The organism is Aldersonia kunmingensis, from assembly GCF_001646865.1.
GTDB classification, from domain to species: domain Bacteria; phylum Actinomycetota; class Actinomycetes; order Mycobacteriales; family Mycobacteriaceae; genus Aldersonia; species Aldersonia kunmingensis.
Window position 1 is genome coordinate 21,868 of the sequence record NZ_LRRB01000230.1, and the last position, 25,823, is coordinate 47,690.

Genomic DNA, 25,823 nt, shown 5'->3' on the forward strand with positions numbered 1-25,823 from the left:
GGACGAACCCGCCTCGGATCTGCGCCGGCCGTGGCAGCCCCGACGTACTACCGCGACAACCTTTGGGGTGATGGTATTGCCGATCTCCCCATCGGCGTATCGATTACTGTCGTCGCAAACTCCTAGCCTGGCAATACTGTGGCTAACCAACGTCAGCCGGCGGCTGTGAGCGGGGTGTCGGCGACGGTCATGTAGCGAACCAGGGTCGCCGCGTCGTCCAGGACCAACCACGTGATCGAATCCGGCAACTGCTTGCGGCGGGCACGGGTGGTGACGCCAACGACGACCTCACTGTCCTCGATCACGGCTTCGGCCGCCTCGGCGTCGACGCTGGCGAGCGCGGCGCCGGCCTTCGCTGCGGCCCACATGGTGACCACCGATTCGACGGCAGGCGGCATCGACATCACGATGTTGGCGCCGGGGCCCGCACCCATGTTGATCAGTACTCGGGCCAGGCGGTTCGACCAACCGTCGAGGTCTGCGTAGCTCAGCTGTGCCTCGGAGGACTCGACCGCGATGACGTTCGGATCGGCATCGACCGCGGCCCGCAACGGCTCGGGCGACTGCTGGATGAAGGGGCTGATCGGCGACTTCACGGTGGTGAGCATTGTGGTTCCTCCGGTTCGTGTGCGTTGACATGAACTCTTGTCGAAACCGGACTCGCCGAACAGAAACCCCAGTGGTGGGGGGCGCACCCCGCAGGGTGCATTGGTTTCACCCTGGGTGGGGGCTCTCGGTGCTTGGATTGATGACGGAAGCCACTCGAGGAGGAGGCACCGATATGAAGGCAATGGTCTATCACGGTCCCGGCAAGAAGAACTGGGAAGAAGTCCCCGACGCGAAAATCGAGAAACCCACCGACATCGTCGTGAAGATCGACACCACCACGATCTGCGGCACCGACCTCCACATCCTCAAGGGTGATGTCCCCGCAGTCACCGACAGACGAATACTCGGCCACGAAGGCGTCGGCACGATCACCGAGGTGGGATCGGCCGTCACGTCGCTCGCGGTCGGCGACCAGGTCATCGTGTCCTGCATCAGCGCGTGCGGACATTGCGATATGTGCAAACAGCGGGTGTTCTCGCACTGCCTCGCCGACGAGGGCGCCGCCGGTATCGGCTGGATATTCGGGCACCTGATCAACGGCACGCAGGCCGAGTACGTCCGCGTCCCGTTCGCCGAGACGTCGGTGTATCCACTACCGGCCGGCGTCACACCGCAGGAAGGCGCGATGCTGTCCGACATCCTGCCCACCGGTCACGAGATCGGCGTGCGGTACGGCAAAGTCAAGGTGGGCGACGTCGTTGTCGTCATCGGCGCCGGTCCGGTCGGCCTGGCCGCGATCATGACCGCGCGACTCTATGGTCCGTCGAAGATCATCGCCGTCGACCTCGACGCCAACCGAGTCGAGCAGGCAAAGCGATTCGGCGCCACGCACGGTGTGCTGTCCAGCGACAAGGATTGGAAAGACCAGGTCATGGCCCTCACCGACGGCCTCGGCGTTGATGTCGCGATCGAGGCCGTGGGGATCCCGCTCACCTTCCAGATGTGCCTGGACGTCGTCCGTCCAGCGGGGACCGTGGCCAACGTCGGCGTGCACGGCACCGGCGTACCCCTCGCGCTGGACACGCTGTGGATCTCGAATATCACCATCGCGATGGGCCTGGTCAACACCGACACCACCGCGACGCTGTTGAAGATGGTCGCCGAGCACACACTGCCCGCGGACCTATTCGTCAGCCACACCTTCGAGCTGAACAACATCGAGGAGGCCTACGACGTGTTCGGCCGCGCCGCGGAAACGAACGCGCTCAAGGTGATCCTGAACGCCTGACCGAGGTACCCGCCGCCCCGCCGTGATCACGAGCATATGGCCCCAAAATCCGCCGCCGGAGGGGCCATATGCTCGTGATCACGGCAGATTGGGAGCTGTCAGTACTCCGCCGGCAGCGCGTCGAACATGTCCTTGGTGACGGCGACGGCGTTGTCCGAGGACCCGCCCCGCACGACGAGGGTGGCGAAGGCAAGGTCACTGCGGTAACCGACGAACCAGGCGTGCGAGCCGCCGTCGACCTCGGCCTCGCCTGTCTTGCCGTATACCTCGCCCTCCCCGGTGATGCGGGTCGCTGTGCCGCTGGTGACAACCAGCCGCATCATCGAACGCAGGCCGTCGACCATTGCCGGACTCATCGGCGGACGGTCGCCGTCAATAGTGGTGTCGTGCCCGGCCAGCATGTGCGGCACGGGCGCGGAACCGTGCGCGACGGTCGCCGCGGCCATCGCCATCCCGAACGGGCTGACCACGACCTTGCCCTGGCCGAAGCCGTCCTCGGTGCGCTGCGTTTGGTCTTCGGCCGGCGGCACGGAACCCGAGTTCGTGGACACCCCGACGACGCTGTAATCCGGCCCGATACCCAACCGCGCCGCCGTCACGTGCAGCGCATCCGGCGCCATCTCGCTGGCGAGCTTGGCGAACGACGTGTTGCACGACCGTGCGAACGCGGTCGCCATGGACACCGTTCCGAGCGCGAACTCGTTGTAGTTGGGGATGCTCCGCTCGCCGATCACGATGCGGCCCGGGCAGGGCACCGATGTCCCCGGCGTCGCGAGGCCGGTCTCGATGGCCGCGCCCGCGGTGATGATCTTGAACGTCGACCCGGGCGGATACAGCCCCATGGTCGCGACCGGCCCGTCCTTGTCGGCGGCCTTGTTCTGTGCGATCGCCAGGATCGCGCCTGTTGACGGCTGGATCACCACCATCATTGTCTGTTCGACGCGCGCATCGACCGCACGCTGTGCGGCGACCTGGATGGGCCGATCGAGCGAGATGGAGAACGACGGCGCGGGCTGCGGCGCGGTCTCGGTGAGAACGTCCGTGTCCACACCGTTGGAGTTGACCGTCACCACGCTCCACCCGGCCTTGCCGTCGACCTCGTCGATCACGGTCTTCTTGACCTGGCTCACGAGTTCGGGGGCGAATGTCGGGTCGGTCGACACCAGGTCCGCTTCGTCGTTCACGGCCACCCCGGGCAACGCCGTGAGCACCGTCGCCACCTGGTCGTAATCCGCCTGCACGAGCGTCGCCACCGGATACGGATCATCCGAGGCGGTCGCAGACTCGACGATCGACTGCGCCGTGAGGTCCCGGGCGTACGGGCGCAGCGTGTCGACGAGCACCGTCGCCTCGCGCACAGGATCGGCGGCCGCCTTCGCGTCGAACTTCACCCGGTGCACCACCCCGGGCACCAGCACATCCGAGCCACCGTGCTCATTGACCCGTGCCCGCGGCGGCGCGGTCGCGCGCAAGGCCATCGTCTGGGTATCGCCCAATTGCGGGTGGATCGCGGACGACGACCACCGCACGGTCCATTCGCCGTCGCGGCGGCCCATCTGCAATTCGCCGGTGTAGGTCCACACCCGGTTTTTCGGCAGGTGCCACTCGTACGTGTATTCGACGCGGGCGGTATCGCCGTTGATCCGCGCAGCGCCCGCGGTGGCGGTCATCGTTTCGCCCTGCAAACCTTCCCACGCCGACGCGAGCGCCGCGCGGGCCACATCCGGACGGTCGGTCGCCTCGGCGGCATCGTCGAGGGAACGTTCGGCGAAGGCGTCGATGAAGGCTTCAGCCGCCGGAACCGGGCCCGCCGGCTTGGGGGTACATCCGATCGTCGCGAGCGCGAGCGCGGCTACGCCGAGCGCCCCGACCAGCCGCAGCCGGTTGCCTGCACCGACCGCCACGTGGGGAAATTGCACGCGCTCAGCCTAATTCGACACAGCCGGGATCCTGGGAGGCACGGCGGGGCGACGCATACTGCGCGCAGCACGATTTCAGTGCAAAAGGACGGTCGCGAACGTGGCGACCTGTTCGAACCCCACCCGCTCATACGCACGCCGCGCTGGGGTGTTGAAGCTGTTCACGTACAGGCTCGCGGTGCGACCCGAGGCGATCACCGCGTTGGTCACGGCGGCCGTACCGGCCGCGCCGATTCCCTCCCCACGCCGGTCGGGATTGACCCATACGCCTTGAATTTGGCCGACACCCCGCGACATCGATCCGACCTCGGCCTTGAAAAGCACTTCGCCGTCCTCGAATCGAGCCCACGCCCGTCCGGCAGCGATCAGATGCGCGACGCGCCTGCGATACCCGCGGCCGCCGTCGCTCGCGCGCGGGTCGACGCCGACCTCCTCTATGAACATCGCCACGGCCGCAGTCAGATACGACTCGAGCTCGTCCGGGCGAACCTGGCGCACGTGCGGGTCCGGATCGATGGCCGAAGCCCGGTTGGTGGCGAGCAGCGGCTGGTCGGGACGGACCTCGCGGGCTGGTCCCCACTCGGGTTCGAGCAACTGCCACAGCGGCAGGGCGAGTTCGCTGCGGCCGACAACCGACGAACACATCCGTGGAGCGCGGGCCGCACGCTCGGCGAATGCACGAATGTCTTCGAAGCCGCCCCGCAGCGGGACGAGGTTGGCCCCGGAGAAACACAGCGAGGACGCGGCACGTCCCCGGCTCCACATTTCCCCTTGGAACGCGCGTGGATCGACGCCGAACTCCTCGACCCGTGCGGCAACCATGCAGGTGGCGACGGGGTCGGCGGCGAGCGCACGAAGCACGTCCGGGACGTCCCGGGATCCGAGTTGGCGCGCACCGAGCAGCTTCAGCACAGGACTTGTCCTGTCGGCTCTTCGTGCACGTCCCTAGATTGCCACGAAAGCCCTACCTGGGGAAAGGCTCTGCGACGACGGTCAGCTAACTGTGACCACCGGCGATCCGGCTTCACTGCCGGCCCCGCCTTCCATCTCCTCGGCGATCCGCATGGCCTCTTCGATGAGCGTTTCGACGATCTGCGCCTCGGGCACGGTCTTGATGACCTGTCCCTTCACGAAGATCTGTCCCTTGCCATTTCCGGACGCCACGCCGAGGTCCGCCTCGCGGGCCTCACCCGGGCCGTTGACGACACAACCCATCACCGCGACGCGCAGCGGGACTTCCATCCCCTCGAGGCCCGCAGTGACCTCGTTGGCCAGCGTGTACACGTCCACCTGGGCGCGGCCACAGGACGGGCACGAGACGATTTCGAGCTTGCGCGGCCGCAGGTTCAGCGACTGCAGAATCTGCCCGCCGACCTTGACCTCCTCGGCCGGCGGCGCCGACAGCGAGACGCGGATGGTGTCGCCGATGCCCTCGGACAGCAGCGCGCCGAACGCGACAGCGGACTTGATCGTGCCCTGGAACGCCGGACCGGCCTCGGTCACACCGAGGTGCAGCGGGTAGTCGCACTGCGCGGCGAGCTGGCGATACGCCTCGACCATGATCACCGGATCGTTGTGCTTCACCGAGATCTTGATGTCGCCGAAGCCGTGCTCCTCGAACAGGCCCGCCTCCCACAGCGCTGATTCGACGAGCGCCTCCGGGGTGGCCTTGCCGTATTTCTGCAGCAGCCGTGGATCCAGGGATCCGGCGTTGACGCCGATACGAATTGGGATGCCCGCGTCACCGGCTGCCTTGGCGACTTCCTTGACGCGACCGTCGAATTCCTTGATGTTGCCGGGGTTCACCCGCACCGCGGCGCAGCCCGCATCGATCGCGGAGAAGATGTAGCGCGGCTGGAAGTGGATATCGGCGATCACCGGGATCTGGCTCTTCTTGGCGATCGTGGACAGCGCGTCGGCATCCTCCTGGCGCGGGCATGCGACCCGCACGATGTCGCAGCCCGAGGCCGTGAGTTCGGCGATCTGCTGCAGCGTCGCGTTGACGTCGTGCGTCTTCGTGGTGCACATCGACTGCACCGAAATCGGGTGGTCACTGCCCACACCGACCGGACCGACCTGCAGCTGCCGTGTCACGCGCCGAGGCGCGAGAACGGGCACCGGTCCCGCGGGCATACCCAATCCGACTGTCACGTGTTCCTAGCCCTCTTTCCGGCTCGTTCGAGTGGAGCCCGCGGAGCGAGCGTTTGGCTCCGAGCGGAGCCCGCGGAGCGCGCATATGCACCGCCTGGTCGCTGGCGGTTTCGATTCTACTAACCGCCGAACAGCTTGATCGGGTTGATCACGTCCGCCGTGAGCGTGAGCAGCATGTATGCCCCGCCTATGAAGATCACCACATACGTCGCGGGCATGAGCTTCAGATAGTCGACCGGCCCGCCGGGCGGCAGTCCGCGGCGCCCGCGCACCATATTGCGCACCTTCTCGTACCCGGTCACCGCCATGTGACCGCCGTCGAGCGGTAGCAGCGGCAGCAGGTTGAACGCGCCGAGGAAGAAGTTGAGGCTCGCGAGGAGCAGTACGAATACCTGCCACAGGCCGCGCTCGGCGACCTGCCCGCCGATCACGCTTGCGCCGACCACGCTGATCGGCGTTTCCGGGTCACGCTCGCCGCCGGTGACGGCGGTCCACAGGTCGGCCACCTTCGACGGCATCTCGGCGAGCGACTGCACGGTGCGCACCGTCATGTCGCCGGTGAACGCCAGCGACGCCGGGATCGCGGAGGCGGCGTTGTATTGCACGGGCTCGTAATAGTCCGGCCCGACGCCGACCGCGCCGACGGTGCGGACCGAGGTTTCGCCGGTCGCGTTGTCCTTCACCACGCGCTGAACCTGCTGCGGGAGCACCACCACGTCACGCGTCTCACCGTCGCGTTCGATCGTGTACGTGACCGCGCCCTGCGCCTGCTGCGTGGCCTGCTGGAACTCCGCCCACGTGTCGATCGGTTTCCCGTTCACCTCGGTGACGACGTCACCCTTCTGCAGACCGGCCTGCTGAGCGGGCCCGGTGCCGCTGCAGTCGGACAGTGTCCCGTCCGGATTCTGCTGCGCGACACAGCTCATGTTGCCTAGCGCGGTGGCGGGCGGCTCGTTCAGATTGGGCAGACCCCAGCCCACCGCCAGCAGCACGATCAGCAGGAAGCCGAGCAGGAAGTTCATCAGGATGCCGGCGACCATCACGAACATCCGCTTCCAGGTGGCCTGCCGGTACATCGCGCGGTCGATCTCGTGCGGCTCGATCTCGTCGAGCGCGGTCATTCCCGCGATATCGCAGAACCCGCCGAGCGGGATCGCCTTGAGGCCGTACTCGGTCTCGCCGCGCTGCACGGAGAAGATCTTCGGACCGAAGCCCACGAAGTAGCGGCGGACCTTCATACCGGTCGCCTGGGCCGCCCACATGTGCCCGCACTCGTGCAACGCGACCGATGCGGTGATGCCGACGGCGAACAGCACCACACCCAGGACGAACACCATTAAGAACTTGCCTCCTCGACGAGCTCCCGTGCCCGCTGCCGTGCCCAGCCGTCGGCGGCTAGTACATCGTCCACGGTACTGGGTTCGGCGGACCACTCGTCCGATTCATCGAGCACCCGCGCAACTGTCTCCACGATCCCGGGGAACCGGATCACACCGTCGAGGAAGCCCTGCGCAGCGACCTCGTTTGCCGCGTTGTACACCGCGGTCGTGCAACCGCCTGCCGTACCGGCCGCACGGGCGAGATCGACCGCAGGAAACACCGATGCGTCGAGCGGCTCGAACTCCCACGTCGCGGCCTTACTGAAGTCGCAGGCCGGCGCAGCGCCCGCAACGCGGTCCGGCCAGCCGAGGGCGAGCGCGATCGGCAGCTTCATGTCCGGCGGGCTGGCCTGAGCGAGCGTCGATCCGTCCGTGAAGGTCACCATCGAGTGGACGATCGACTGCGGGTGCACCGTCACCTCGATGCGCTCGTAGTCGATGCCGAAAAGCAGGTGCGTTTCGATCAGCTCGAGCCCCTTGTTCACCAGGGTCGCCGAGTTGAGTGTGTTCATCGGTCCCATCGACCAGGTCGGGTGCGCGTACGCCTGAGCCGGCGTGACGTCGTCGAGGGCCTCCCGGCTGGCGCCGCGGAACGGACCGCCCGATGCGGTCAGCACGAGCTTCGCGACCTCCTCCGCGCGTCCGCCGCGGAGGCACTGGGCCAGCGCGGAGTGCTCGGAGTCGACCGGGACGATCTGGCCGGGAGCGGCGGCGCGGGTGGCCAGCGATCCGCCGGCGACGAGCGACTCCTTGTTGGCCAGCGCGAGCCGGGTGCCCGATTCGAGAACCGCGAGCGTTGGTTCGAGGCCTAGGGAACCCACCAGCGCGTTGAGCACCACGTCCGCTTCGACGCGCCGGACGAGCTCGGTCACAGCGCCCTCACCGGACAGCACCGACGGATCGTTGAGCACCTGCGCCGCGGCCGGATCTGCCACCGCCACGTGCCGCACTCCGGTGGCCGCGATCTGCTGCGCGAGCAGATCCACCTTGCCGCCGCCCGCCGCGAGCCCAACCACTTCGAACCGGTCGGAATTGGCCGCGATCACCTCCAGCGCCTGGGTGCCGATTGATCCGGTGCTGCCGAGCAGCAGAACGCGCACTTTGTCTGACACGTGACTCATTCTTGCCGATCGCCGAGCATTGCTATCTGTGCGTACAGACCCGACCGGACCTGCCGAGGTACGACGCGCGGTCGTATGTCACGATAAGTCCCAACAGCAGCACCCATTCTCGAACATGAGGAGCGATCGTGGCCGGTAAGGAGTTGGACCCCGCGCACTACGACCCCGTTGTCGTCGGGCACGTGGATACGGCCGAGGTTCCCTCTGCAGCCTGGGGCTGGAGCGGTGAGTCGCGGAAGACTTTCCGGATCGCCGGCTGGGTCGTCGCGGTGATCCTGCTGCTGATGATGATCGGCAACCACAGCGGGCGCGTCGAGGACCTGTTCCTGATCGGCTTCGCAGCCGGCATTGTCGCCATCCTGCTGCGCGACTCGTACCTGAGCCGCCACCCTCGCTAGTCCGGGGTTCAATGCCTGACGCCGCCCGCTTTCAGCGGGCGGCGTGGCTTGTTCAATTACCTTGCGGCTCAGTCGCCGTCGAGGACGAACTCGACGCGCTGAGCACAAATCTCACCCAGATCGACATCCAAGCCGAGCCGCTCGGTCAGCCTGATCAATGGCACCGCGAGCAGTAGCGCCGCGGTGACGTCACTGAATCGCATATCGCCGATCCGATGCCCGGTCCGTTCCCGGTACCGCTCGAGGGTCTCCTCGCGGCTCGGTGTGCCGGGTGCGGGCGCCCGGTCGGGCAGCGGACTGCTGACCCAGTCGCTCATGAACATCCACGCCAGATCCGCGGCCGGGTCGCCGAGGTAGCTGATTTCCCAGTCAAGCGCGGCAGCCACGGTGGTGTCCGGGCGGTACAGCACGTTGGACATCCGCGCATCGCCCCAGCACAACCCGATTCGTTCGGGGACGTAGAGATGCTGGTCGAGCCAATCCAGTGCTCCCGATAACCGCTGGTCGATCCGGCGTTCACCGGCCGCCCAGTTGATGCCGTAGCGCAGGAAGTTCGCCAGCCGCTCAGGTGGTGCTCCGCCGAAGGCCTTCAGGTCCAGAAACCCGAGCCGGTAGCGCGCCGGATCGATCGCGTGGACGTCGGCGATGACATCGACGCAGGCGTTCCACATGGCGGCCCGGCCCGCGTCGTCGGTCTCTGCGTAGATCCCGCTCTCGTGATACGGCGGAACATCGCTGACGGTCTCCGCGTCGTACAACCGATCCATGACGAAATACGGCGTGCCCAGCTCCGTCGGGTCGGTCTCGATCCAACGCATTGTCGGCACCGGGACCGGGGAGCCGGCCAGTCGCTGCATCACCAAATACTGCCTGCGCAAATCGAAGTCGGGCAGTATCGAGAACTCCGGCGGCCGCCGCAGCACGAGCCCGAGGTCGGGGCCGTCGAGCCCGGTGACCTCGAAAAGGTAAGTCTCCGTTGAATAGCCGTGCGGCGCCCGGGTCCAGCCGGTGATCCGCGCCTGGTCAGCGCCGGCCAGACGCCGGCGAATTATCGGCTCCAGCGCGATCGGCAGGTCCTCCGGCGCGATCCGCGCGGGTTGCGTCGGGTCCGCGTCTTGTCGCGGCGCAGATTCGGCAGTCATCGCCTCACCATCCCATGTACCCGTAGCGGGGATAGGCGCCCATGAAGACCATCTCGACAAGGCCGTGCCCGACCTTGCCGTCCATCCTGACCTCGCACAGGGTTTCGCTGAGGAACGAAACTGGCCGGACCACTTCGAGATCGGTTGCATCAACGGTGAATCCGTCGACGAAATCGGTGCCGCGCCAATACCCCGACGCGTAGCCATTGAACTCCATGTAGCCGGCTAGCCCCGGCCAGAAATCGCACAGCGGGGTGACTTCGATCTTGCTGGTGGTGCGGTCGCCGCGAAGGACAGTGAACGTGCCGCCACTGATCACGCGAAGCTCGTCACGGAAGCGGAGGTCGTGCTCGACATCGATGATCGTGCCCGCCGACTTCCCCGAGTCGAATGGATAAAGCACCTCGCCCTCGAATTGCCACCGCTCGCCGGTACTGGTCTCGCGCTGCGCGAAATGCACCAGCTCGTCATCGAATTCGAAGATGCCCATGTAGTAGAGAACTCCGTCGGGGATCTCGCTCGGCTGCATTTCGGTGCCTTCGGGCAGGCTGCCGCCGCCGGGCCCATTGCGCACGCCCCACGAGTGATCGCGCCCGAACCACCAACGCTCCGGATCGATCTCGATGCGCTCGCCGTCGATGTCGAGCCAGCCCGAAAGCTCCCCGTTCTGATAGAACCGCCGCGCGTCCTCGCTGACCCGCCCCCGCGAGCGGTGGAACGCGGGGGTCTGTTCGTAGGCGTCGAACCGGCCCTGCAGTCGCAGGTCGAAACTCAGTCCCTGAACGTTGGGCGCCAATGTCGCACGCACGGCGCGCAGCGGCTCCTCGATCGAGTACGTGAACGGACCGACCGAGTAGCTGCCGAGCGGATCGGTCTGCGGGTTGAGTTCGGTCGACATCCGCACCACCTTCGTGGTGCCGTCGCGGCGAGTGACCATCGCGTACGCATCGGTGACGTTCCGGTTGGGGTAACGAGCCAGACCGGTCATCACGTTTATGTCGCCGGATTTGTCGAAGCCGTACATCACGATGCGCTCGACCCAGCGCAGATCGCTCTGGGCGACATGGTCGAAAGTTGTGGCCAGCTGATGGCCAAGCAGCTCGTCGTGCGGGGTCAACATCGCTCGTGCCTCCGTCGTTAGATTAGCCCTTCGCATTTCGTTATAGTGTTTAACGTAATTGAAGTCCAGAGGCATGCGAAAGTTCCTGACGTGACCACAACCGCCACCCAGCCCGGCCGGCCGCGCGATCCGGAAAAGGACGCCGCCGTCATCGAGGCGACCCGGCAACTGTTGGTCGAGAAGGGCTATCAAGGCACAACCGTCGTGGCCGTCGCGCGGCGCGCCAACGTCGGAGCGCCCACGATCTATCGACGCTGGCCCACCAAGGAAGCACTCGTGGAAGAGGTGGCCTTCGGCCACGCCCGGCCCGCGCCGGTGCCCAGTGCGACAGGAGACCTGGCGACCGATCTGCGCGCCTGGGTCGAGATGTTCCTCGACTGGCTCTCCGAGCCGGTGACCCGGGCCGCACTGCTGGGACTACTGGCCGCCTACCACCGGGACGAATCGATCTACGAGCGGCTTGTGCTGCACTCCGAGCAGGACGTGCGAGCCCTCATGTTCGACATGCTCGCCAACGACCTGCCGCAGCTGGCCACCGGGGAAATCAACGAGCGCGCCGACGCGGTGTTCGACCTACTCGTCGCGTCCACGGTGGTGCGGGCGATGACCGGCGGCCGATCGGACCGAGAAACCTACTGCGCCAAGACAACTCGCGCACTCGCCGCACTGGCCCGGACGGAGTGGGAATAGGTGCTAACTCTCCTCCGCCGCGAGCTGACCGCACGCAGCGGCGATCTCGCGGCCGCGGGTGTCGCGCACGGTGCAGGTCACGCCCTGGGCAATTACCCGCCGGACGAATTCGCGCTCGGCTGGCTTGGGGCTGGCATCCCATTCGCTGCCCGGCGTCGGGTTGAGCGGGATGAGGTTCACATGCACCAGCGGACCGAGCGCCTTTTTCAGTTTCTTGCCGAGCATGTCCGCCCGCCACGGCTGATCGTTCACGTCGCGGATCAGTGCGTATTCGATCGAGACTCGGCGACCGGTCTTATCGGCGTAGTAGCGAGCCGCATCAAGCACCTCGGCGACGGACCAGCGATTGTTGACGGGCACCAATGTGTCGCGCAGCTCGTCATCGGGGGTATGTAGCGAGACCGCGAGCGTCACGGACAGTCCCTCGTCGGCCAGCTTCCGGATCGCGGGCGCCAGCCCGACCGTCGACACCACCACGGAGCGCTGCGAAATGCCTAGCCCGTTCGGCGCGGGTGAGGTGATGCGGCGAACCGCGTCCACTACGCGCTTGTAGTTCGCCAGCGGCTCCCCCATGCCCATGAAGACGATGTTCGACAGCCGTCCCGAGTCGGCGTTGCTGCCGGGAACGCCAGGCACCTCGCCGTCCCGCATCGCCGCGGCGGCCGACCGAACCTGGTCGACGATCTCCGCGGTGGACAGGTTGCGCTGCAGCCCGCCCTGCCCGGTGGCGCAGAACGGGCAGGCCATGCCGCAGCCGGCCTGGCTGGAAATGCATAGCGTGGCGCGGTCCGGGTAGCGCATGAGGACGCTCTCGAGCAGAGTCCCGTCACCGGCCTTCCACAGCGTCTTGCGAGTGGAGCCGTAATCGCAGGCCACATGACGCAGCGGCGTCAGCAGCGGCGGGAAAAGCGCCTCGGCGACCGTCGCACGTACGCCGGCCGGCAAATCCGTCATCTTCTCCGGATCGGCCTCGAGCCGCCCGTAGTAGTGACGGGCAAGCTGATCGGCGCGGAATTTCGGCAGGCCCAACTCCTCGACCGCCGCGCGACGGCCATCAGCGTCCAGATCGGCGAGATGGCGAGGGGGCATGCCCCGGCGTGGAGCATCGAAAACAAGCGGGAGGGAGACAGCCATAGTTACTCCAGTGTCCCATCCGACGCCTGCGACATGCGAATTTGCGGCCGATCCGGGTGCAGTGGGACTGCCCACAGGGTATGCATCGACTATGGCGAGCAACCCCGATCCCCCGACACAGTCCGGTTCCGAGCCGGACGCTTCGCCGCGACCCGCCGACCAGAGTCAGGCTCCCCCGCCGACTCCGCCCATCCGCAAGATCAAGCGCACGCGCGTCAGCTCCGCGTGGATGGCACTGATTGTCGGCCTCGTCGTGCTGGTCATGCTGCTGATCTTCATCCTGCAGAACCTCGACAGCGTGCCGATCAACATCCTGTTCTGGGAGTTCAGCCTGCCGCTCGGCGTCGCCGTGCTGCTCGCCGCGATCATGGGTGCGGTGATCATGGCGATCGTCGGCGGGGTGCGGATCCTGCAGATCAGGAAGGTCGCCAAGCAGCCACCGGCGCCACGCCGGAAGGCTTGACCAGGGTGTGTACCCGGTAGCGCACACCGAGTTCCACGCCGGGTGTCTCGGCGAAGGCACGTTCGGCCACGGCTGGGCCGAACTCGATGCCGAGCACGGCACGTAACGCGTCCCGGTCACCAAAGACCCAGCGAGTGTCGACACGCCGCAGCGCGAAACCCGCCCGGTCGAAGAACTGCTCGACGCGCGCCGGGTCGTAATGCGGGAGATCCGCGCACATCCAGCGGCCATAGGGTTCCGCTGTCGCATCCAGATCGACCACCATGAGAACGCCACCCGGGCGCAGGACGCGAAGCGTCTCCGCGATCCCCGGCTCGCAGCCGGGACCGAAGAAGTAGGCGGTCCGGGCGTGCACCAGATCGATCGACGCATCGGGTAGCGGCAGGTGCTGCGCGGAGCCTTCCAGCACCCGCACGTTGGCCAGGTCACGGACCCGTTGGCCGGCCGCCGCGACGAGTGGTGGGTGCGGCTCGACGCCCGCTACCGATCGCGCCGTACGCGCGAAATCCGGCAGATGAAATCCCGAACCGCAACCGATATCGACCACGTCGCGGCCGATCCAGTCAAACAGTTCGCGCATGGTCTCGAACACCGCGCCGTCGGGATCCTGGGCTCGGTTCTCGAGCTCGTAGACCTTCGGCCAGTGCCAGATATTCGGGCTCGGCCGGATCGGCGAACGCCTCACAGCAGGACGGTGAATACCAACCACGACACCACTGCGGCGGGCAGCATCGAATCGAGCCGGTCCATGATGCCGCCGTGCCCGGGCAGCAGCGTGCCCATGTCCTTGATCTGCAGTTCGCGTTTGACCTGCGACTCGATCAGGTCGCCGAGGGTCGCGGCGAGGACGAGGGCCACACCGAGCACGATCCCCACGGCGATGTCCGCGTCGAGCAGCAGGGTCGCGGCGAGCACGCTGCCGACAATGCAGAACAGTAGTGAGCCGCCGAAGCCCTCCCAGGACTTCTTCGGGCTGACCGTCGGCACCATCGGATGCTTGCCGAACAGCACGCCGGCGACATAGCCACCGACATCGGAGCACACCACGCCGATCATGAACACGAGAATCCGCAGGTTTCCGTCATCGGCGAAGAGCGTGAGGATCGCCATGGCGGCGAATAGCGGAATCCACGCGAGTACGAAGATGCCGATCGAGGTGTCGCGCAGGAAGTTGCGCGGTGCCGTAGCCGTGCCGTGCTGGAACAGCCGCCACACCATCACAACGGCCACAGTCACCGCGAACGCGCCGACCACGCCCTCGGTTTCGTACGGCCAGGCCAACCAGATGACCGCCTGCCCGCCGAGAAGCAACGGGATACGCGGCACGTCGACGTCGGCCTCGGAGAGTCGCTTGATGACTTCCCAGGTGGCGATCGCCATTGCCACGGCGAGCACACCGATGAAGACCTTCTCAGCGAACAGCAGGAGGAGGATGACGCCGATACCGAGCCCGAATCCGACGGCCAGCGCGGCCGGGAGATTTCGTCCCGCACGAGAGGCCTTGGACGGCTCGTCCTGTGGGGTGGGGGCCGGCTTGTCGCCAGATGCCCCAGTCGTTGTTGCCGAATCGCCACCCCCCGATGCCGGATTCACCTCATCCGGACCGGCGATGTCGGGAACGGCGTCCTTCGGCGTCCCCTCCTTGCTCGGCACAATCACACTCCCGATCACGATCTCTTCGCCCGTCCTGTTCCCCACCGCACCTGCAATCCCCGTCGACCGGGGATTTAGACCTCGAGCAGCTCTGCTTCCTTGTGCTTGACCAGCTCGTCGATCTGGTGGACGTACTTGGCCGTGGTCTGCTCGAGCTCCTTCTCGGCGCGAACGACATCGTCCTCACCGGCCTCGCCGTCCTTCTGGATCCGGTTCAGCTCTTCCATGGCCTTACGCCGCACGTTGCGGACCGAGATCTTGCCGTCCTCGCCCTTGGCCTTGCACTGCTTGACCATCTCGCGTCGCCGCTCCTCGGTGAGCTGCGGGATCGCGATCCGGATCAGGTTGCCGTCGTTGGTCGGATTGACGCCGAGATCGGAGTTGCGGATCGCGGTCTCGATCGGACCGAGCTGGGACGGCTCGTAGGGCTTGATCACGACCAGCCGCGCCTCGGGCACCTGAATGCTCGAGATCTGCGTGATCGGAGTGATGGCGCCGTAGTACTCGACGACGATCCTGGAAAACATGCCCGGGTTGGCGCGACCGGTCCGGATTCCGCCCAGATCGTCCTTCGTCACCGAGACGGCTTTCTCCATCTTCTCCTCGGCGTCGAAGAGCGCTTCATCAATCACGGCCGTTCCTCCATCGTCTTTGCGCACATCGTCTTGGTTCGCTCGCCCAGGCCCCGGGAACACCTCCGGGCGCCGCGGGCGCGCCGGTCAGGACCTGACCAATGTTCCGATCTTCTCACCAGACACCGCCCGGGCAATATTGCCCTTCGTCAGGAGATTGAACACCAACATGGGCATCTGGTTGTCCATGCACAGGCTGAACGCGGTCGCGTCGGCCACCTTCAGGTTCCGTTCGATGACCTCGCGATGGGTGATCTCATTGAACATGGTTGCCGTCGGGTCGGTAAGCGGATCGGCGGTGTACACGCCGTCAACGGCCTTCGCCATCAGCACGACCTCGGCACCGATCTCCAGTGCGCGCTGCGCAGCAGTGGTGTCGGTGGAGAAATACGGCATGCCCATGCCGGCGCCGAAGATGACGACCCGACCCTTCTCAAGATGCCGGCGCGCGCGCAGCGGCAGGTACGGCTCGGCGACCTGACCCATCGTGATCGCGGTCTGCACCCGGGTCTGGACGCCCTGCTTCTCCAGGAAGTCCTGCAGCGCAAGGCTGTTCATCACCGTGCCGAGCATGCCCATGTAGTCCGACCGGGCCCGCTCGAGGCCACGCTGCTGCAATTCGGCACCGCGGAAGAAGTTGCCGCCGCCGATAACCACCGCCACCTGGACACCCGAGCTCACCACCTCGGCGATCTGCTGCGCGACCGTGGTAACCACGTCTGGGTCGAGGCCGACCTTGCCACCGCCGAACATCTCGCCACCGAGCTTCAGCAGCACGCGCTTGTAGCCCTGTCGGTCGGTTGCCGGATCGGACATCGGTCTCCTTCGTCGTACCCAGGTGCAGGCGGCTTCCATCCTGCCTCATGGAGGCGGTCGGAAAGGCCGGGGTTGGTTGGTTCGGTTGTGCGCGATTGCGCAGCGCCGCGCGGACGCAGGCATGCGAACGGCCCCGCGTCCGACAGGACGCGGGGCCGTTCAGGTGTTGCTTAGTTGGAGCCGACCTCGAAACGCACGAAGCGCTTCACGGTGACGCCGGCCTCTTCGAGAAGAGCCTTGACGGTCTTCTTCGAGTCGGTCACAGACGACTGTTCCAGCAGAACGACGTCCTTGAAGAAGCCGTTGACACGGCCTTCCACGATCTTCGGCAGGGCGGCCTCCGGCTTGCCCTCCTCCTTCGCGGTCTCCTCGGCGATGCGACGCTCGGCGTCGACGATCTCGGCGGGCACTTCGTCACGGGTGACGTAGCGCGCCTTGAGCGCGGCGATCTGCATGGCAGCGGCACGGGCTGCGTCAGCAGCCGCGTCGCCCGAGCCCTCGTACTCGACGAGCACGCCGACGCTCGGCGGCAGGTCCGAAGCACGCTTGTGCAGGTAGGCCGCGACCGGCTCGTTGAGCACGGCGACCCGGCGCAGTTCGAGCTTCTCGCCGATCTTCGCCGACAGGGCCTGCACGGCGGCGTCGACGGTCTGACCGTCGAGCGCCAGCGCGTTCAGGGCGTCGAGGTCGGCCGGACGGCCTTCCGCGGCGACCGCAACGATCTTGTCGGCGAGACCCTGGAACTCCGCGTTCTTCGCGACGAAGTCCGTCTCGGCGTTGAGCTCGATCAGCACGCCGCCCTTCGCGACGACCAGGCCCTCGGCCGTGGTGCGCTCGGCGCGCTTGCCCACGTCCTTGGCGCCCTTGATGCGCAGGATCTCGACTGCCTTGTCGAAGTCGCCATCGGTCTCGGCGAGCGCGTTCTTGCAGTCCATCATTCCGGAGCCGGTGAGCTCGCGGAGCCGCTTCACATCAGCAGCGGTGTAGTTCGCCATTATTGGCGAGCCTCCTTAACGAGTATTTGTCTGGAGAATCAGGCGTCCGCGGCGGGCGTCTCGGCCGGCGCCTCGGTGGCGGCCTCAACGGGCGCCTCGGCGGCGGCTTCGGTGACGGCCTCAGCAGCCGGGGAAGCCTGCGCGAGCTGCTCGAGCTCCCACTCGGCGAGGGGCTCGCCGGCGGCAACCTCGGGCTTGTCATCCGACGCGCTCTGGCCGGCACGGGCCTGAACGCCCTCGGCGACGGCAGACGCGACGACCTTGGTCAGCAGTGCGGCCGAGCGGATCGCGTCGTCGTTGCCCGGGATCGGGTAGTCGACGAGGTCCGGGTCGCAGTTGGTGTCCAGGATCGCGATGACCGGGATGTTCAGCTTGCGAGCCTCGCCGACGGCGATGTGCTCCTTGTTGGTGTCGACAACCCAGATGGCCGAGGGAACCTTGGCCATGTCGCGGATGCCGCCCAGGGTGCGGTCCAGCTTGGTCATCTCACGCGTGAGCATGAGGATTTCCTTCTTGGTGCGACCCTCGAAGCCACCGGTCTGCTCCATGGCCTCGAGCTCCTTCAGGCGCTGCAGGCGCTTGTGGACGGTCGAGAAGTTGGTGAGCATGCCGCCGAGCCAGCGCTGGTTCACGTACGGCATGCCGACGCGGGTGGCCTCGGCTGCGATCGATTCCTGAGCCTGCTTCTTGGTGCCGACGAAGAGCACGGTGCCGCCGTGGGCGACCGTCTCCTTGACGAACTCGTAAGCCCGGTCGATGTAGGTCAGCGTCTGCTGCAGGTCGATGATGTAGATGCCGTTGCGGTCGGTGAAGATGAATCGCTTCATCTTCGGGTTCCAACGACGGGTCTGGTGACCGAAGTGCGCGCCGCTGTCAAGCAGCTGCTTCATGGTTACGACAGCCATGGCTGTGTATCTCTCTTTCATTGCCGGTTGCTGCAGCGCGTCGTGCGACGCCTGCCCTGGCGCCCGCGGACCGTCCGAACCCGCAAGCGGGACCAGCAGACGGCCTGCTCGGAAGATGACCTCCGAGATTCGGGCGCGCGAAGTCGGCCTGTGCAAGCACAGACCGCTCAAACAGCATACGGGGTGGACACCCCGTGGTCATAACCGTCCCGAAGAGGGTTATCCGGTCTGCTCGGCCGCGGCCAGTTCCTTCTTCCACGCGCGGAAGCTCTCGTCCGCCATCCCGCGGCGCCAATAGCCGGAAATCGAGGCCCAACCGGCCGGAACCTCGCGGTCGCGACGGACGTATCGGCGCAGGTCATGCATCACTGTCTCGGCCTCGCCGTGGATGAAGACATGCACCTGCCCGGCACGCCACGGCATCGAACGAACCGCGGCGGGCAGCGGGGACCCGGAGCCGTCGCGATGCAACCAGGTGACCTGCACTCCCGCAGGCTTGCGCAGGTCGAACTCGTACTCGTGGCCGTCGACTTCGATGAAGGCGTCGCCAATCGCATCGGCAGGCAACGCCTCGAGCGCCGCGGCAATGGCCGGAATCGCGGCCTCGTCACCGGCGAACAGATGCCAGTCCGCGGTGTGGTTGGGCGCATAGGCACCGCCGGGGCCGAGCATGTCGATCTGGGTGCCCGGGGCCGCAGCAGCGGCCCACGGCCCGGCGAGGCCCTCGTCGCCGTGCACGACGAAGTCGATGACGATTTCCTTCGCCACCGGATCGACGGCGCGGACGGTGTAGCTGCGCACAACCTCGGCGCCGTCCTGATCGAAGACGATCTTGACGTAGGCGTCGGTGAACTCGCTGGGAACGAATTCGTCGAAACCGGGGCCCCCAAACCGCAACCGCACCATGTGGGGGTTGAGCCATTCGCTTCCGGTGACCGTCAGGGTCGTCCTTGCCTTCGCCACGCGCGTCCTCCGTCTTAGGTTTACCTCACCACGGTACCGTCGCTCTGGGACGAAGGGAGAGCGGTGACCGACGACCAGCGCTGGCCCGGATATGTATACGAACAGGGCGAGGATCCGGACTACCGCTTCAGCTTCGCCAACGAGCGGACATTTCTGGCCTGGCTGCGAACCTCGCTCGCGTTGCTGGCCGGCGGAGTCGCCCTCGATGCGGTCGAGTTGGACATTCCGCACACGTTGCAGGTGATCCTCGCCGCCGCGCTCGTCGTGCTCGGCCTGCTCGGCGCGGTCGCGTCCTGGGTGCGGTGGGCTCGAAGCGAACGCGCCATGCGGGTGGGCGGTCGGTTGCCCGCATTCGGATTCGGCACGGTCCTCGTCGCCGCGGTGATCGTCATCGCAGCCGCACTGCTCGCGGTACTGGTGTGACCCGGTGACCTCGCCTGGCCTGCAGAACGAACGCACTGCGCTCGCGTGGCAGCGGATGGCGCTGTCCGTGCTTGCCGGATCCGCGATCGTCACGCGACTGACGCTCGATCAGCTCGGCGTGTTCGCCTTGCTCGGACTGGCGGTGACCGTCCCCCTGTGCATTTGGGTGCTGGTGGAAAGCGAACGTCGCTATCGCCACGACGCCGGTCCGCGGGCGCGAGCCCGGTCCCGCGGCGGGCGGACGCATGCGGTGCTGGCACTCGCGGTCGCGCTGCTTGGGCTCACCGAATTGGTCGCGATGGTCGCGGCAGCATAGCCCGCCCATCGGCGCGATCGGCCACATTTCGGCGATCTGTGGATAGCCGAAAAGTTATCCCCAACAAGCACTCTCGCCGGTTCGCATGCCCCTCGGGGGCACACCATTGATGCATGCGCTCAGCCCACTTGCTCCTCTTGACCCTTCTCGCATTTTTCGTTGGCGCGGCACCAGCCGCAGGTGCGCCCCCGGGTGAGTTCGACTGGCCGTTGCGGCCACGACCAGCCGTTGTGCGCACGTTCGACAAACCCGAGCACGACTGGCTGCCGGGTCATCGCGGTGTCGACCTGGCCGGCGCGCCCGGTCAGGCCGTGCTCGCGGCGGGCGATGGCTTCGTCGCGTTCGCGGGCGAGGTCGCGGGAAAGCCTGTGGTCTCGGTCGATCACGCCGGCGGCTTGCGCACAACCTACGAACCGGTCGAGGCAACAACGACACTCGGCCGCCGCGTCGGGCGCGGAACACCAATCGGGACACTCGCGCCGGGCCATCCCGGCTGCCTCCGACCTGCGTGCCTGCATTGGGGTGTGCGTCGTGCCCGCGAGTACCTCGACCCGCTGGGCCTGTTGCACCTCGCGCCGATCCGGCTCAAGCCGGTGGGGTCCCGGTGACCGGGCCGTCGAGCTGCTCGGCGAGCACACCGGCCTCGTGCCGCAGTTCCGCGGCCCGCTCGGGCCGACCGATCCGCTCGTATTCCTGTGCCGTGGTATGGCGTTCGGTGATCTCGGTTCGGACGATCGCTTCGATCTGGGCGGTATCGAGATGGCGGCGCGACACCTCCGCCGCACCGAGCCCGGCGGCATCCTCGATCGTACCGGCCGGACGATCGTCGGTGATACCAGCAGACTCGGCATTGTCGATTGCGGCGAGCGCGGACCGCAGCGCCCTGGCCGCGGGTTTGTCCCGTACGCGCATCGCGGCGCGAAGGGCCGCACGCATCCGGTCGCGCAATTCGACTCCTGCTTCCATCGGCGAAATCCTTTGCGGGTTCGTTGATGTGTGGCCAGGATTTCTACGCTCGCGGATGCGCCTGGTCGTGCACCTTGCGCAGTCGTTCCACCGACACGTGCGTGTAGAGCTGGGTGGTCGCCATGCTGGCGTGACCGAGCAACTCCTGCACGACACGCAGGTCCGCTCCGCCTTCGAGGAGATGGGTCGCAGCGGAGTGCCGCAATCCGTGTGGCCCGATATCGGGAGCGCCCGGTACGGCGGACACCACGTCATGCACCACCGCACGGGCCTGCCGCTGATCGAGGCGCCGCCCCCGGCGCCCGAGGAACAGCGCCGACCCGGATGCCTCGATGACCAGCGCCGGCCGGCCGACATCGAGCCAGGCACGCAGCGCGACTGCGGCCGGCTTTCCGAAGGGCGCGCTGCGCTGCTTATCGCCCTTACCGATGACGCGCACCAGCATTCGCTCGTGATCGATGTCGCCGATATCGAGTCCGCACAGCTCCCCCACACGGATCCCCGTGGCGTACAGCAGCTCCACGATGAGCGCGTCACGAAGTGCCAGCGGGTCGTGCTGCGCGGCGCCGGCTTCGGTGGCGCGCATGACCTCGGCGGCCTGATTGCTGCGCAACACGGTCGGCAGGGTGCGATGGGCCTTGGCGGCAGCGAGTCTGATTCCGGGGTCGGACGGTATCCGCCCGGTGTGCGCGAGCCAGGCGGTGAACGTTCGCACCGACGAGGTTCGCCGCGACATCGTTGTCCGGGCTGCACCGGTGGCCTGCTGTGCGGCCAACCAGGACCGCAGCTCGTGCAGGTCGATATCGCCCAGACCGGCACCCGGGTTCTGCGCGAGCACATGACCGAGCAGCGAACGCACATCGGCGAGATATGCCCGCACCGTGTGCGGCGAGCGCCCCCGTTCAAGGCGCAGGTGCTCGCCGAACGCCTCGACATCCCTGGCAAATCGGTCGGGCAACTCGGTCATGCGACCACGGTCGCCGCCGTCACTGCACCATGCAAGCGGACGCGCCGCGGGGGTCGAGATCCGCCGGAACGACTGCGCAGGGCCGATGTGGCGGGCTCGTGTGAGCGCGGCCGTGGTCGCGGCGGCTAGTGCGCGCGGCCGCGGAAGGTTCTCGCTCGTGTGGTGGCCAGCAATGTCGCAATGACGATGCCCATGAGACCGTTCACGATCGCGGCGCCGAGCGCGGAGGCCAGGCTGGTCGCAGCCAGGAACGGCAGCACGATGACCGCGATGACGACGAGCGCGGAGATCCAGCTGAAGAACGTGCCGGGCGACGGGACACCCTGGAACAGCAGCAGCAGGACACCACCGGCAAGGAGCGCCGCGATCGCACCGCAGACACCGGCTACCCACGGCGCGTCATTGCCGTACATCCACACCACGGGGGTGTCCATGCGCCGATAGATCGCCTGCACAATCGCGGCCGCGATGGTTCCGGCCAGGAAGGTCGTCAGCGCGGTTGCCGCGACGCCGGCGAAGAACGGCTTGCTGTCGAAGGTCGGTTGCGGGCGCGGACGCTGTTGCGGCGGCCCGTGTGCCGGCCGGCCGACGCGAGTCGGGTACTCCTCCGGTTCATTCGAATATGCCCGGGCACCGCGGTTCTCGTACTCCCCCGGATCGTTCGAATACGGGTAACTCATTGCCGCGCGTCCTTCCGCCGTGGTTGCACGTGTGCTCGCCGCGGCGAATCTACCCGCCGGGGGCGGCCACGCCCACCGCCCAACCGCGTCAATCTCGTATTGACGGATTGAAATCGTCAACCTAGCCTTGACGCATGACGACAGTGCGGCTCGACGACCTCATCGACGGCATCCGGACGGCCCACCCGGATCGGCCGCTCGACCAACTGACCTCCGCGGTCCTGGCCGCGCAACATTTCGAGGACATCGCCGATCACTTGATCGGTCACTTCGTGGACCGCGCGCGGCACAGCGGCGCGTCGTGGTCCGAGATCGGCGAGAGCCTGGGCGTAACGAAACAGGCTGCGCAGCAACGTTTCACGCCCAAGGCGAGCCAGGAGATGTTCTCCCGGTTCACCGACAAGGCGCGCACAGTGCTGGTCCGCTCGATGGAGCTCACGCGCTCGAACAACCGCTCCGAGATCGAGCCCGCGCATATCGCCGTCGCGCTGGCCGACGTGCCGGACAGCCTCGCGCTGCACGTGCTCGCAGCCCAGGGCGTCACCCCGGAGGCGCTGCGTGCCGCCCTCGCGCCGCAGGTGGCCGGGCCCGAGGACGCGCCCGAACCGCCGGTGCTGATCCCCTACTCGGGCGCGGCGAAGAAGGTGATCGAACTGAGCGTGCGCGAGGCGGTCCGACTAGGACACAACTACGTGGGCACCGAGCACATGCTGCTAGCCCTGCTGGCCGAGAACCCGGGCGCGCCGGTGGTTTTCGCCGATCTGAATCTCGACGCGGCCGCCGTGGAGGCCGCCATTACCGAGGCCCTCGCCTCCATCGTCGCTGATACGGACAACGCTGCGCAGTGACGGTCGCGAAGTCGCTTCTGCTGTTCGCGCTTGCCGCGGTCGCAGAGATCGGCGGCGCCTGGCTGGTGTGGCAGGGCGTCCGCGAGCATCGCGGCGGCTGGTGGATCGGTCTGGGGCTGATTGCGCTGGGCGCATACGGATTCATCGCGACGATGCAGCCCGATGCGCATTTCGGGCGGATCCTGGCCGCTTACGGCGGCGTGTTCGTCGTCGGATCACTGTTGTGGGGCATGGCCTTCGACGGTTTCCGCCCCGACCGGTGGGACATCATCGGCTCGGCGATATGCCTCGTCGGTGTCGCGATCATCATGTACGCCCCGCGCGGCTGAACCGAGTGGGTCGCCGGCCGAAATATTCGGCCGGCGACCCTGCTTCACTCACACCGCCCTGGTCGGTGCTGCGAAGCGGATCACGGCAAGCTGCCGCCGATGTTCGGGTTGGGGTCGAAGTTCCAGGTGGTGCAGCCGAACTGGACGTCATCGACGTGCGACGTCGAGACCGCGTTGTTCCGGCCCAGGTTGACGCCATAAGCGGTGACGCGAGCGTCCGGGTTCTGCGCGATGATGTCCGACAACGTGTCGCTGTCCGACTGACCACTCGCGCCGGCGATTGGGCGGGTGCTCCACCACTTGCCGTTCTGGATATTCGATTCGTTCACAAAGCCATTGGTGCTGCCGAGCGGCTCGCCATTGAGGTACGGCTCGTAGACCAGCGTGGTGAACCCGGTCGTGTCGCCATCGTCGCGCTTGGCGTCCAGGATCTTCAGCTGATAGCTCGCCTGCACGGCGCCTTCGGTGTGCTGCCGGTAGCCAAGCGCCCCAACCTCGCTGAGCTTGACGTTCGCCGCGTGGTAATAGTCCGCCTTCTCGGCGGGCGTGGTTACCTTCAGCTGCAATGAACCCGCACCGGTCGCGCCGTCGGGTCCGGCAACGTACTGCGCCGGCACCGTGCCATCGATTGGGTCCCAGCCCTGCGGCAACGCGGGCACGGACGGTTGTGAACCGCAGATCGGCAGCGGAATCTCCGGGCTCGCCGATGCGGTGGATGCGCCGGCCATCAGTGCGGAGCCCGCGAGCGCGCCAGCACCGATCGAACTCATCACCTTGCGCACCTTCATGTGTTACCCCCTTCACTCGGTGGATGTGACTCAGTCCAAATCGGACTCCCTACCCCCTACCCGGGACATTCCCTTGCCAAACCAATTGGCCTGATCCGAATTTCCCGCAAAGGTTGGGGAAACCGACTGATACACAAGTGTTTATCCTGTTCATAGCAGCGAAATAGGCAGCGGGCCAATGCGCCGAAGGCAGCGAAGATCGACCCGCCGTTCACGAGTCATCGATCAGTCGGGACGACTCAGCCGCGCGCCGCGGGCGCGCTTCCGACGCCGTAGAAGTGCGCCATATCCTCGCCGGCCGCGTAACTGTCCATCCAGGTGTGGAACCAGTCCGGGGCGACCACATCGCCGGGATGATGCGTCGGCGATTGCGAGCGCACGAGGCCCGCTACGAGTCGAAGCAGTTGCCTCGACGGAATGCCCTCGAATGTCGTGCGATACGGCGCCGTGAAGAACCGGTTCACCACCGGCAGCCGGGTGAGAGTCTCGGTGCGCCAGATCTCACCGGTCGCCACCCGCGGGTCGACGCCCATGTCCTCTTCGGGCACCGCCTCGCGGAACCCATCGGCAAGCTCTCGGGAGACGGCGAGGATGTGCGACATCGACCGCGGCAGCATGCGCATCTGGTACCACCGACTGGCGACCACTCCGTCGAAGACGATTTGCGCGGAACTGCGGTGCTCGATCTCCTCCACGTAGTGCCACAGGAAGAGCGATGCCACTCGCGTATCGCCGTTGTACAGGCGGTCGCGGTTCTCGATCATGAAGGTGAACAGCGGTGGAAAGGTTGCCTCGAGGCTGGCGATGTAGGCGAGGTGGAACTTCAGCGGCTGCGCCGCGAAGAGCTCCTCGTAGCCACTGACGACACGGTCGAGTACGGGACCGAGTCCGGGGTATTGCGCGATCAGGCCATTCACGTGCCGACGGTGAGCAGCCGAATGCTGCGACTCCTGGGCGAGGAAGACTTCTGCCTCGGCACGCAAGTCTTCGTCCGTCATTGTCCGCAGCGCGTCCTTCACTGCGAGTACGAGGTAGCGCTCGAATCCGACGGCGATGAAGGAAATCATATTGGCCATCAGCCCGGAACCGGGATTCGCCGGATTCCACTGGAACGGCACGTCCGAATCGACGTCGAAGCGCATTCGACGGAACGTCACTGCGGTCATGTTCGCTCGACTCTCCCGATCC

30 protein-coding genes are annotated in these 25,823 nt (G+C 66.7%); 9 read left to right on the top strand and 21 right to left on the bottom strand.

The features are described from left to right. Positions 1-152: 152 nt before the first annotated feature. Positions 153-608, bottom strand: a complete 456-nt coding sequence (locus A8G08_RS17865; protein WP_068277028.1) for an AMP-binding protein — start codon at positions 606-608, stop codon at positions 153-155. A 173-nt stretch (positions 609-781) separates the two neighbouring features. Here A8G08_RS17865 and A8G08_RS17870 point away from each other — a divergent pair, with 173 nt between their 5' ends. Beyond that, the gene (locus A8G08_RS17870; RefSeq protein ID WP_068277030.1) at positions 782-1,837 is read left to right on the top strand and encodes a zinc-dependent alcohol dehydrogenase family protein; all 1,056 of its coding nucleotides are present in this window, start codon (positions 782-784) and stop codon (positions 1,835-1,837) included. Positions 1,838-1,935: 98 nt separating this feature from the next. On the opposite strand, the gene A8G08_RS17875 is transcribed toward A8G08_RS17870, so the two are convergent. From A8G08_RS17875 to dxr, 5 genes are all read right to left on the bottom strand, one after another. Beyond that, positions 1,936-3,756 carry a penicillin-binding transpeptidase domain-containing protein gene (locus A8G08_RS17875; RefSeq protein WP_425394574.1) on the bottom strand — a complete coding sequence of 607 codons (1,821 nt, stop codon included), beginning with the start codon at positions 3,754-3,756 and terminating at the stop codon, positions 1,936-1,938. Positions 3,757-3,831: 75 nt separating this feature from the next. Then, positions 3,832-4,668, bottom strand: a complete 837-nt coding sequence (locus A8G08_RS17880; protein WP_068277033.1) for a GNAT family N-acetyltransferase — start codon at positions 4,666-4,668, stop codon at positions 3,832-3,834. An 81-nt stretch (positions 4,669-4,749) separates the two neighbouring features. Beyond that, on the bottom strand, positions 4,750-5,889 hold the full coding sequence (gene ispG, locus A8G08_RS17885) for a flavodoxin-dependent (E)-4-hydroxy-3-methylbut-2-enyl-diphosphate synthase (protein WP_425394577.1): 1,140 nt from the start codon (positions 5,887-5,889) through the stop codon (positions 4,750-4,752). 137 nt (positions 5,890-6,026) lie between these two features. Further along, entirely contained in the window at positions 6,027-7,244 is a 1,218-nt protein-coding gene (locus tag A8G08_RS17890) for a M50 family metallopeptidase (RefSeq protein ID WP_068277041.1), read from the bottom strand. After that, positions 7,244-8,407, bottom strand: coding sequence for a 1-deoxy-D-xylulose-5-phosphate reductoisomerase (gene dxr, locus A8G08_RS17895; RefSeq protein ID WP_068277045.1), 1,164 nt, complete (start codon positions 8,405-8,407; stop codon positions 7,244-7,246). Before dxr ends, A8G08_RS17890 begins: the two co-directional genes overlap by 1 nt. Positions 8,408-8,535: 128 nt before the next feature. Between dxr and A8G08_RS17900 the strand changes: the two genes are divergently transcribed. After that, positions 8,536-8,805 carry a DUF2631 domain-containing protein gene (locus A8G08_RS17900; RefSeq protein WP_068277048.1) on the top strand — a complete coding sequence of 90 codons (270 nt, stop codon included), beginning with the start codon at positions 8,536-8,538 and terminating at the stop codon, positions 8,803-8,805. A 68-nt stretch (positions 8,806-8,873) separates the two neighbouring features. On the opposite strand, the gene A8G08_RS17905 is transcribed toward A8G08_RS17900, so the two are convergent. Together A8G08_RS17905 and A8G08_RS17910 are read right to left on the bottom strand one after the other, a co-directional pair. Further along, a complete protein-coding gene (locus A8G08_RS17905; RefSeq protein ID WP_068277049.1) occupies positions 8,874-9,947 on the bottom strand; it encodes a phosphotransferase family protein in 1,074 nt (357 codons plus the stop codon). 4 nt (positions 9,948-9,951) lie between these two features. Beyond that, positions 9,952-11,067 (bottom strand): Rv3169 family protein, encoded by a 1,116-nt coding sequence (locus tag A8G08_RS17910; protein ID WP_068277054.1) that lies wholly within the window; start codon positions 11,065-11,067, stop codon positions 9,952-9,954. A gap of 90 nt (positions 11,068-11,157) precedes the next feature. Between A8G08_RS17910 and A8G08_RS17915 the strand changes: the two genes are divergently transcribed. Further along, positions 11,158-11,757, top strand: coding sequence for a TetR/AcrR family transcriptional regulator (locus tag A8G08_RS17915; RefSeq protein ID WP_068277057.1), 600 nt, complete (start codon positions 11,158-11,160; stop codon positions 11,755-11,757). A 3-nt stretch (positions 11,758-11,760) separates the two neighbouring features. On the opposite strand, the gene rlmN is transcribed toward A8G08_RS17915, so the two are convergent. Further along, positions 11,761-12,891 carry a dual-specificity RNA methyltransferase RlmN gene (gene rlmN, locus A8G08_RS17920; protein WP_068277063.1) on the bottom strand — a complete coding sequence of 377 codons (1,131 nt, stop codon included), beginning with the start codon at positions 12,889-12,891 and terminating at the stop codon, positions 11,761-11,763. A gap of 91 nt (positions 12,892-12,982) precedes the next feature. On the opposite strand from rlmN, the gene A8G08_RS17925 reads away from it, so the two are divergent. Further along, the gene (locus tag A8G08_RS17925; RefSeq protein ID WP_068277074.1) at positions 12,983-13,354 is read left to right on the top strand and encodes a LapA family protein; all 372 of its coding nucleotides are present in this window, start codon (positions 12,983-12,985) and stop codon (positions 13,352-13,354) included. Here A8G08_RS17925 and A8G08_RS17930 read toward each other — a convergent pair. From A8G08_RS17930 to A8G08_RS17960, 7 genes are all read right to left on the bottom strand, one after another. Further along, positions 13,308-14,039 (bottom strand): class I SAM-dependent methyltransferase, encoded by a 732-nt coding sequence (locus A8G08_RS17930; protein WP_425394575.1) that lies wholly within the window; start codon positions 14,037-14,039, stop codon positions 13,308-13,310. The genes A8G08_RS17925 and A8G08_RS17930 overlap by 47 nt on opposite strands. Next, positions 14,036-15,013 (bottom strand): phosphatidate cytidylyltransferase, encoded by a 978-nt coding sequence (locus A8G08_RS17935; RefSeq protein ID WP_425394578.1) that lies wholly within the window; start codon positions 15,011-15,013, stop codon positions 14,036-14,038. Before A8G08_RS17935 ends, A8G08_RS17930 begins: the two co-directional genes overlap by 4 nt. A gap of 68 nt (positions 15,014-15,081) precedes the next feature. Next, the gene (gene frr, locus A8G08_RS17940; RefSeq protein WP_068277077.1) at positions 15,082-15,639 is read right to left on the bottom strand and encodes a ribosome recycling factor; all 558 of its coding nucleotides are present in this window, start codon (positions 15,637-15,639) and stop codon (positions 15,082-15,084) included. 87 nt (positions 15,640-15,726) lie between these two features. Next, entirely contained in the window at positions 15,727-16,455 is a 729-nt protein-coding gene (gene pyrH, locus A8G08_RS17945) for a UMP kinase (protein WP_068277079.1), read from the bottom strand. A 170-nt stretch (positions 16,456-16,625) separates the two neighbouring features. After that, on the bottom strand, positions 16,626-17,450 hold the full coding sequence (tsf, locus tag A8G08_RS17950) for a translation elongation factor Ts (RefSeq protein ID WP_068277081.1): 825 nt from the start codon (positions 17,448-17,450) through the stop codon (positions 16,626-16,628). Positions 17,451-17,488: 38 nt separating this feature from the next. Beyond that, positions 17,489-18,355: a 30S ribosomal protein S2 gene (gene rpsB / locus A8G08_RS17955; protein ID WP_068277085.1), complete on the bottom strand. Its 867-nt coding sequence runs from the start codon at positions 18,353-18,355 to the stop codon at positions 17,489-17,491. Positions 18,356-18,574: 219 nt separating this feature from the next. Then, complete coding sequence (locus A8G08_RS17960) at positions 18,575-19,318, bottom strand: siderophore-interacting protein (protein ID WP_068277089.1); 744 nt, start codon at positions 19,316-19,318, stop codon at positions 18,575-18,577. A 63-nt stretch (positions 19,319-19,381) separates the two neighbouring features. Between A8G08_RS17960 and A8G08_RS17965 the strand changes: the two genes are divergently transcribed. From A8G08_RS17965 to A8G08_RS17975, 3 genes are all read left to right on the top strand, one after another. Next, positions 19,382-19,741, top strand: coding sequence for a YidH family protein (locus tag A8G08_RS17965; protein ID WP_068277093.1), 360 nt, complete (start codon positions 19,382-19,384; stop codon positions 19,739-19,741). A gap of 4 nt (positions 19,742-19,745) precedes the next feature. Then, complete coding sequence (locus A8G08_RS17970) at positions 19,746-20,057, top strand: DUF202 domain-containing protein (protein ID WP_068277096.1); 312 nt, start codon at positions 19,746-19,748, stop codon at positions 20,055-20,057. 113 nt (positions 20,058-20,170) lie between these two features. Further along, complete coding sequence (locus A8G08_RS17975; RefSeq protein ID WP_068277098.1) at positions 20,171-20,665, top strand: M23 family metallopeptidase; 495 nt, start codon at positions 20,171-20,173, stop codon at positions 20,663-20,665. Here A8G08_RS17975 and A8G08_RS17980 read toward each other — a convergent pair. The 3 genes from A8G08_RS17980 to A8G08_RS17990 form a co-directional block, all read right to left on the bottom strand. After that, the gene (locus tag A8G08_RS17980; protein WP_068277105.1) at positions 20,643-21,023 is read right to left on the bottom strand and encodes a GatB/YqeY domain-containing protein; all 381 of its coding nucleotides are present in this window, start codon (positions 21,021-21,023) and stop codon (positions 20,643-20,645) included. The genes A8G08_RS17975 and A8G08_RS17980 overlap by 23 nt on opposite strands. A gap of 43 nt (positions 21,024-21,066) precedes the next feature. Continuing rightward, positions 21,067-21,990: a tyrosine recombinase XerC gene (locus tag A8G08_RS17985; protein ID WP_068277108.1), complete on the bottom strand. Its 924-nt coding sequence runs from the start codon at positions 21,988-21,990 to the stop codon at positions 21,067-21,069. Between the two features lie 125 nt (positions 21,991-22,115). Next, positions 22,116-22,670 (bottom strand): hypothetical protein, encoded by a 555-nt coding sequence (locus tag A8G08_RS17990; RefSeq protein WP_068277110.1) that lies wholly within the window; start codon positions 22,668-22,670, stop codon positions 22,116-22,118. A 134-nt stretch (positions 22,671-22,804) separates the two neighbouring features. On the opposite strand from A8G08_RS17990, the gene A8G08_RS17995 reads away from it, so the two are divergent. Next, complete coding sequence (locus A8G08_RS17995) at positions 22,805-23,518, top strand: Clp protease N-terminal domain-containing protein (protein ID WP_068277111.1); 714 nt, start codon at positions 22,805-22,807, stop codon at positions 23,516-23,518. Further along, a complete protein-coding gene (locus A8G08_RS18000; protein WP_068277113.1) occupies positions 23,515-23,847 on the top strand; it encodes a YnfA family protein in 333 nt (110 codons plus the stop codon). The genes A8G08_RS17995 and A8G08_RS18000 overlap by 4 nt, the downstream gene beginning before the upstream one ends. 80 nt (positions 23,848-23,927) lie before the next feature. Here A8G08_RS18000 and A8G08_RS18005 read toward each other — a convergent pair whose 3' ends face one another. Next, positions 23,928-24,635, bottom strand: coding sequence for a hypothetical protein (locus A8G08_RS18005; protein WP_068277116.1), 708 nt, complete (start codon positions 24,633-24,635; stop codon positions 23,928-23,930). 239 nt (positions 24,636-24,874) lie between these two features. Beyond that, a complete protein-coding gene (locus A8G08_RS18010) occupies positions 24,875-25,801 on the bottom strand; it encodes a metal-dependent hydrolase (RefSeq protein WP_068277119.1) in 927 nt (308 codons plus the stop codon). Between the last annotated feature and the right edge of the window lie 22 nt (positions 25,802-25,823).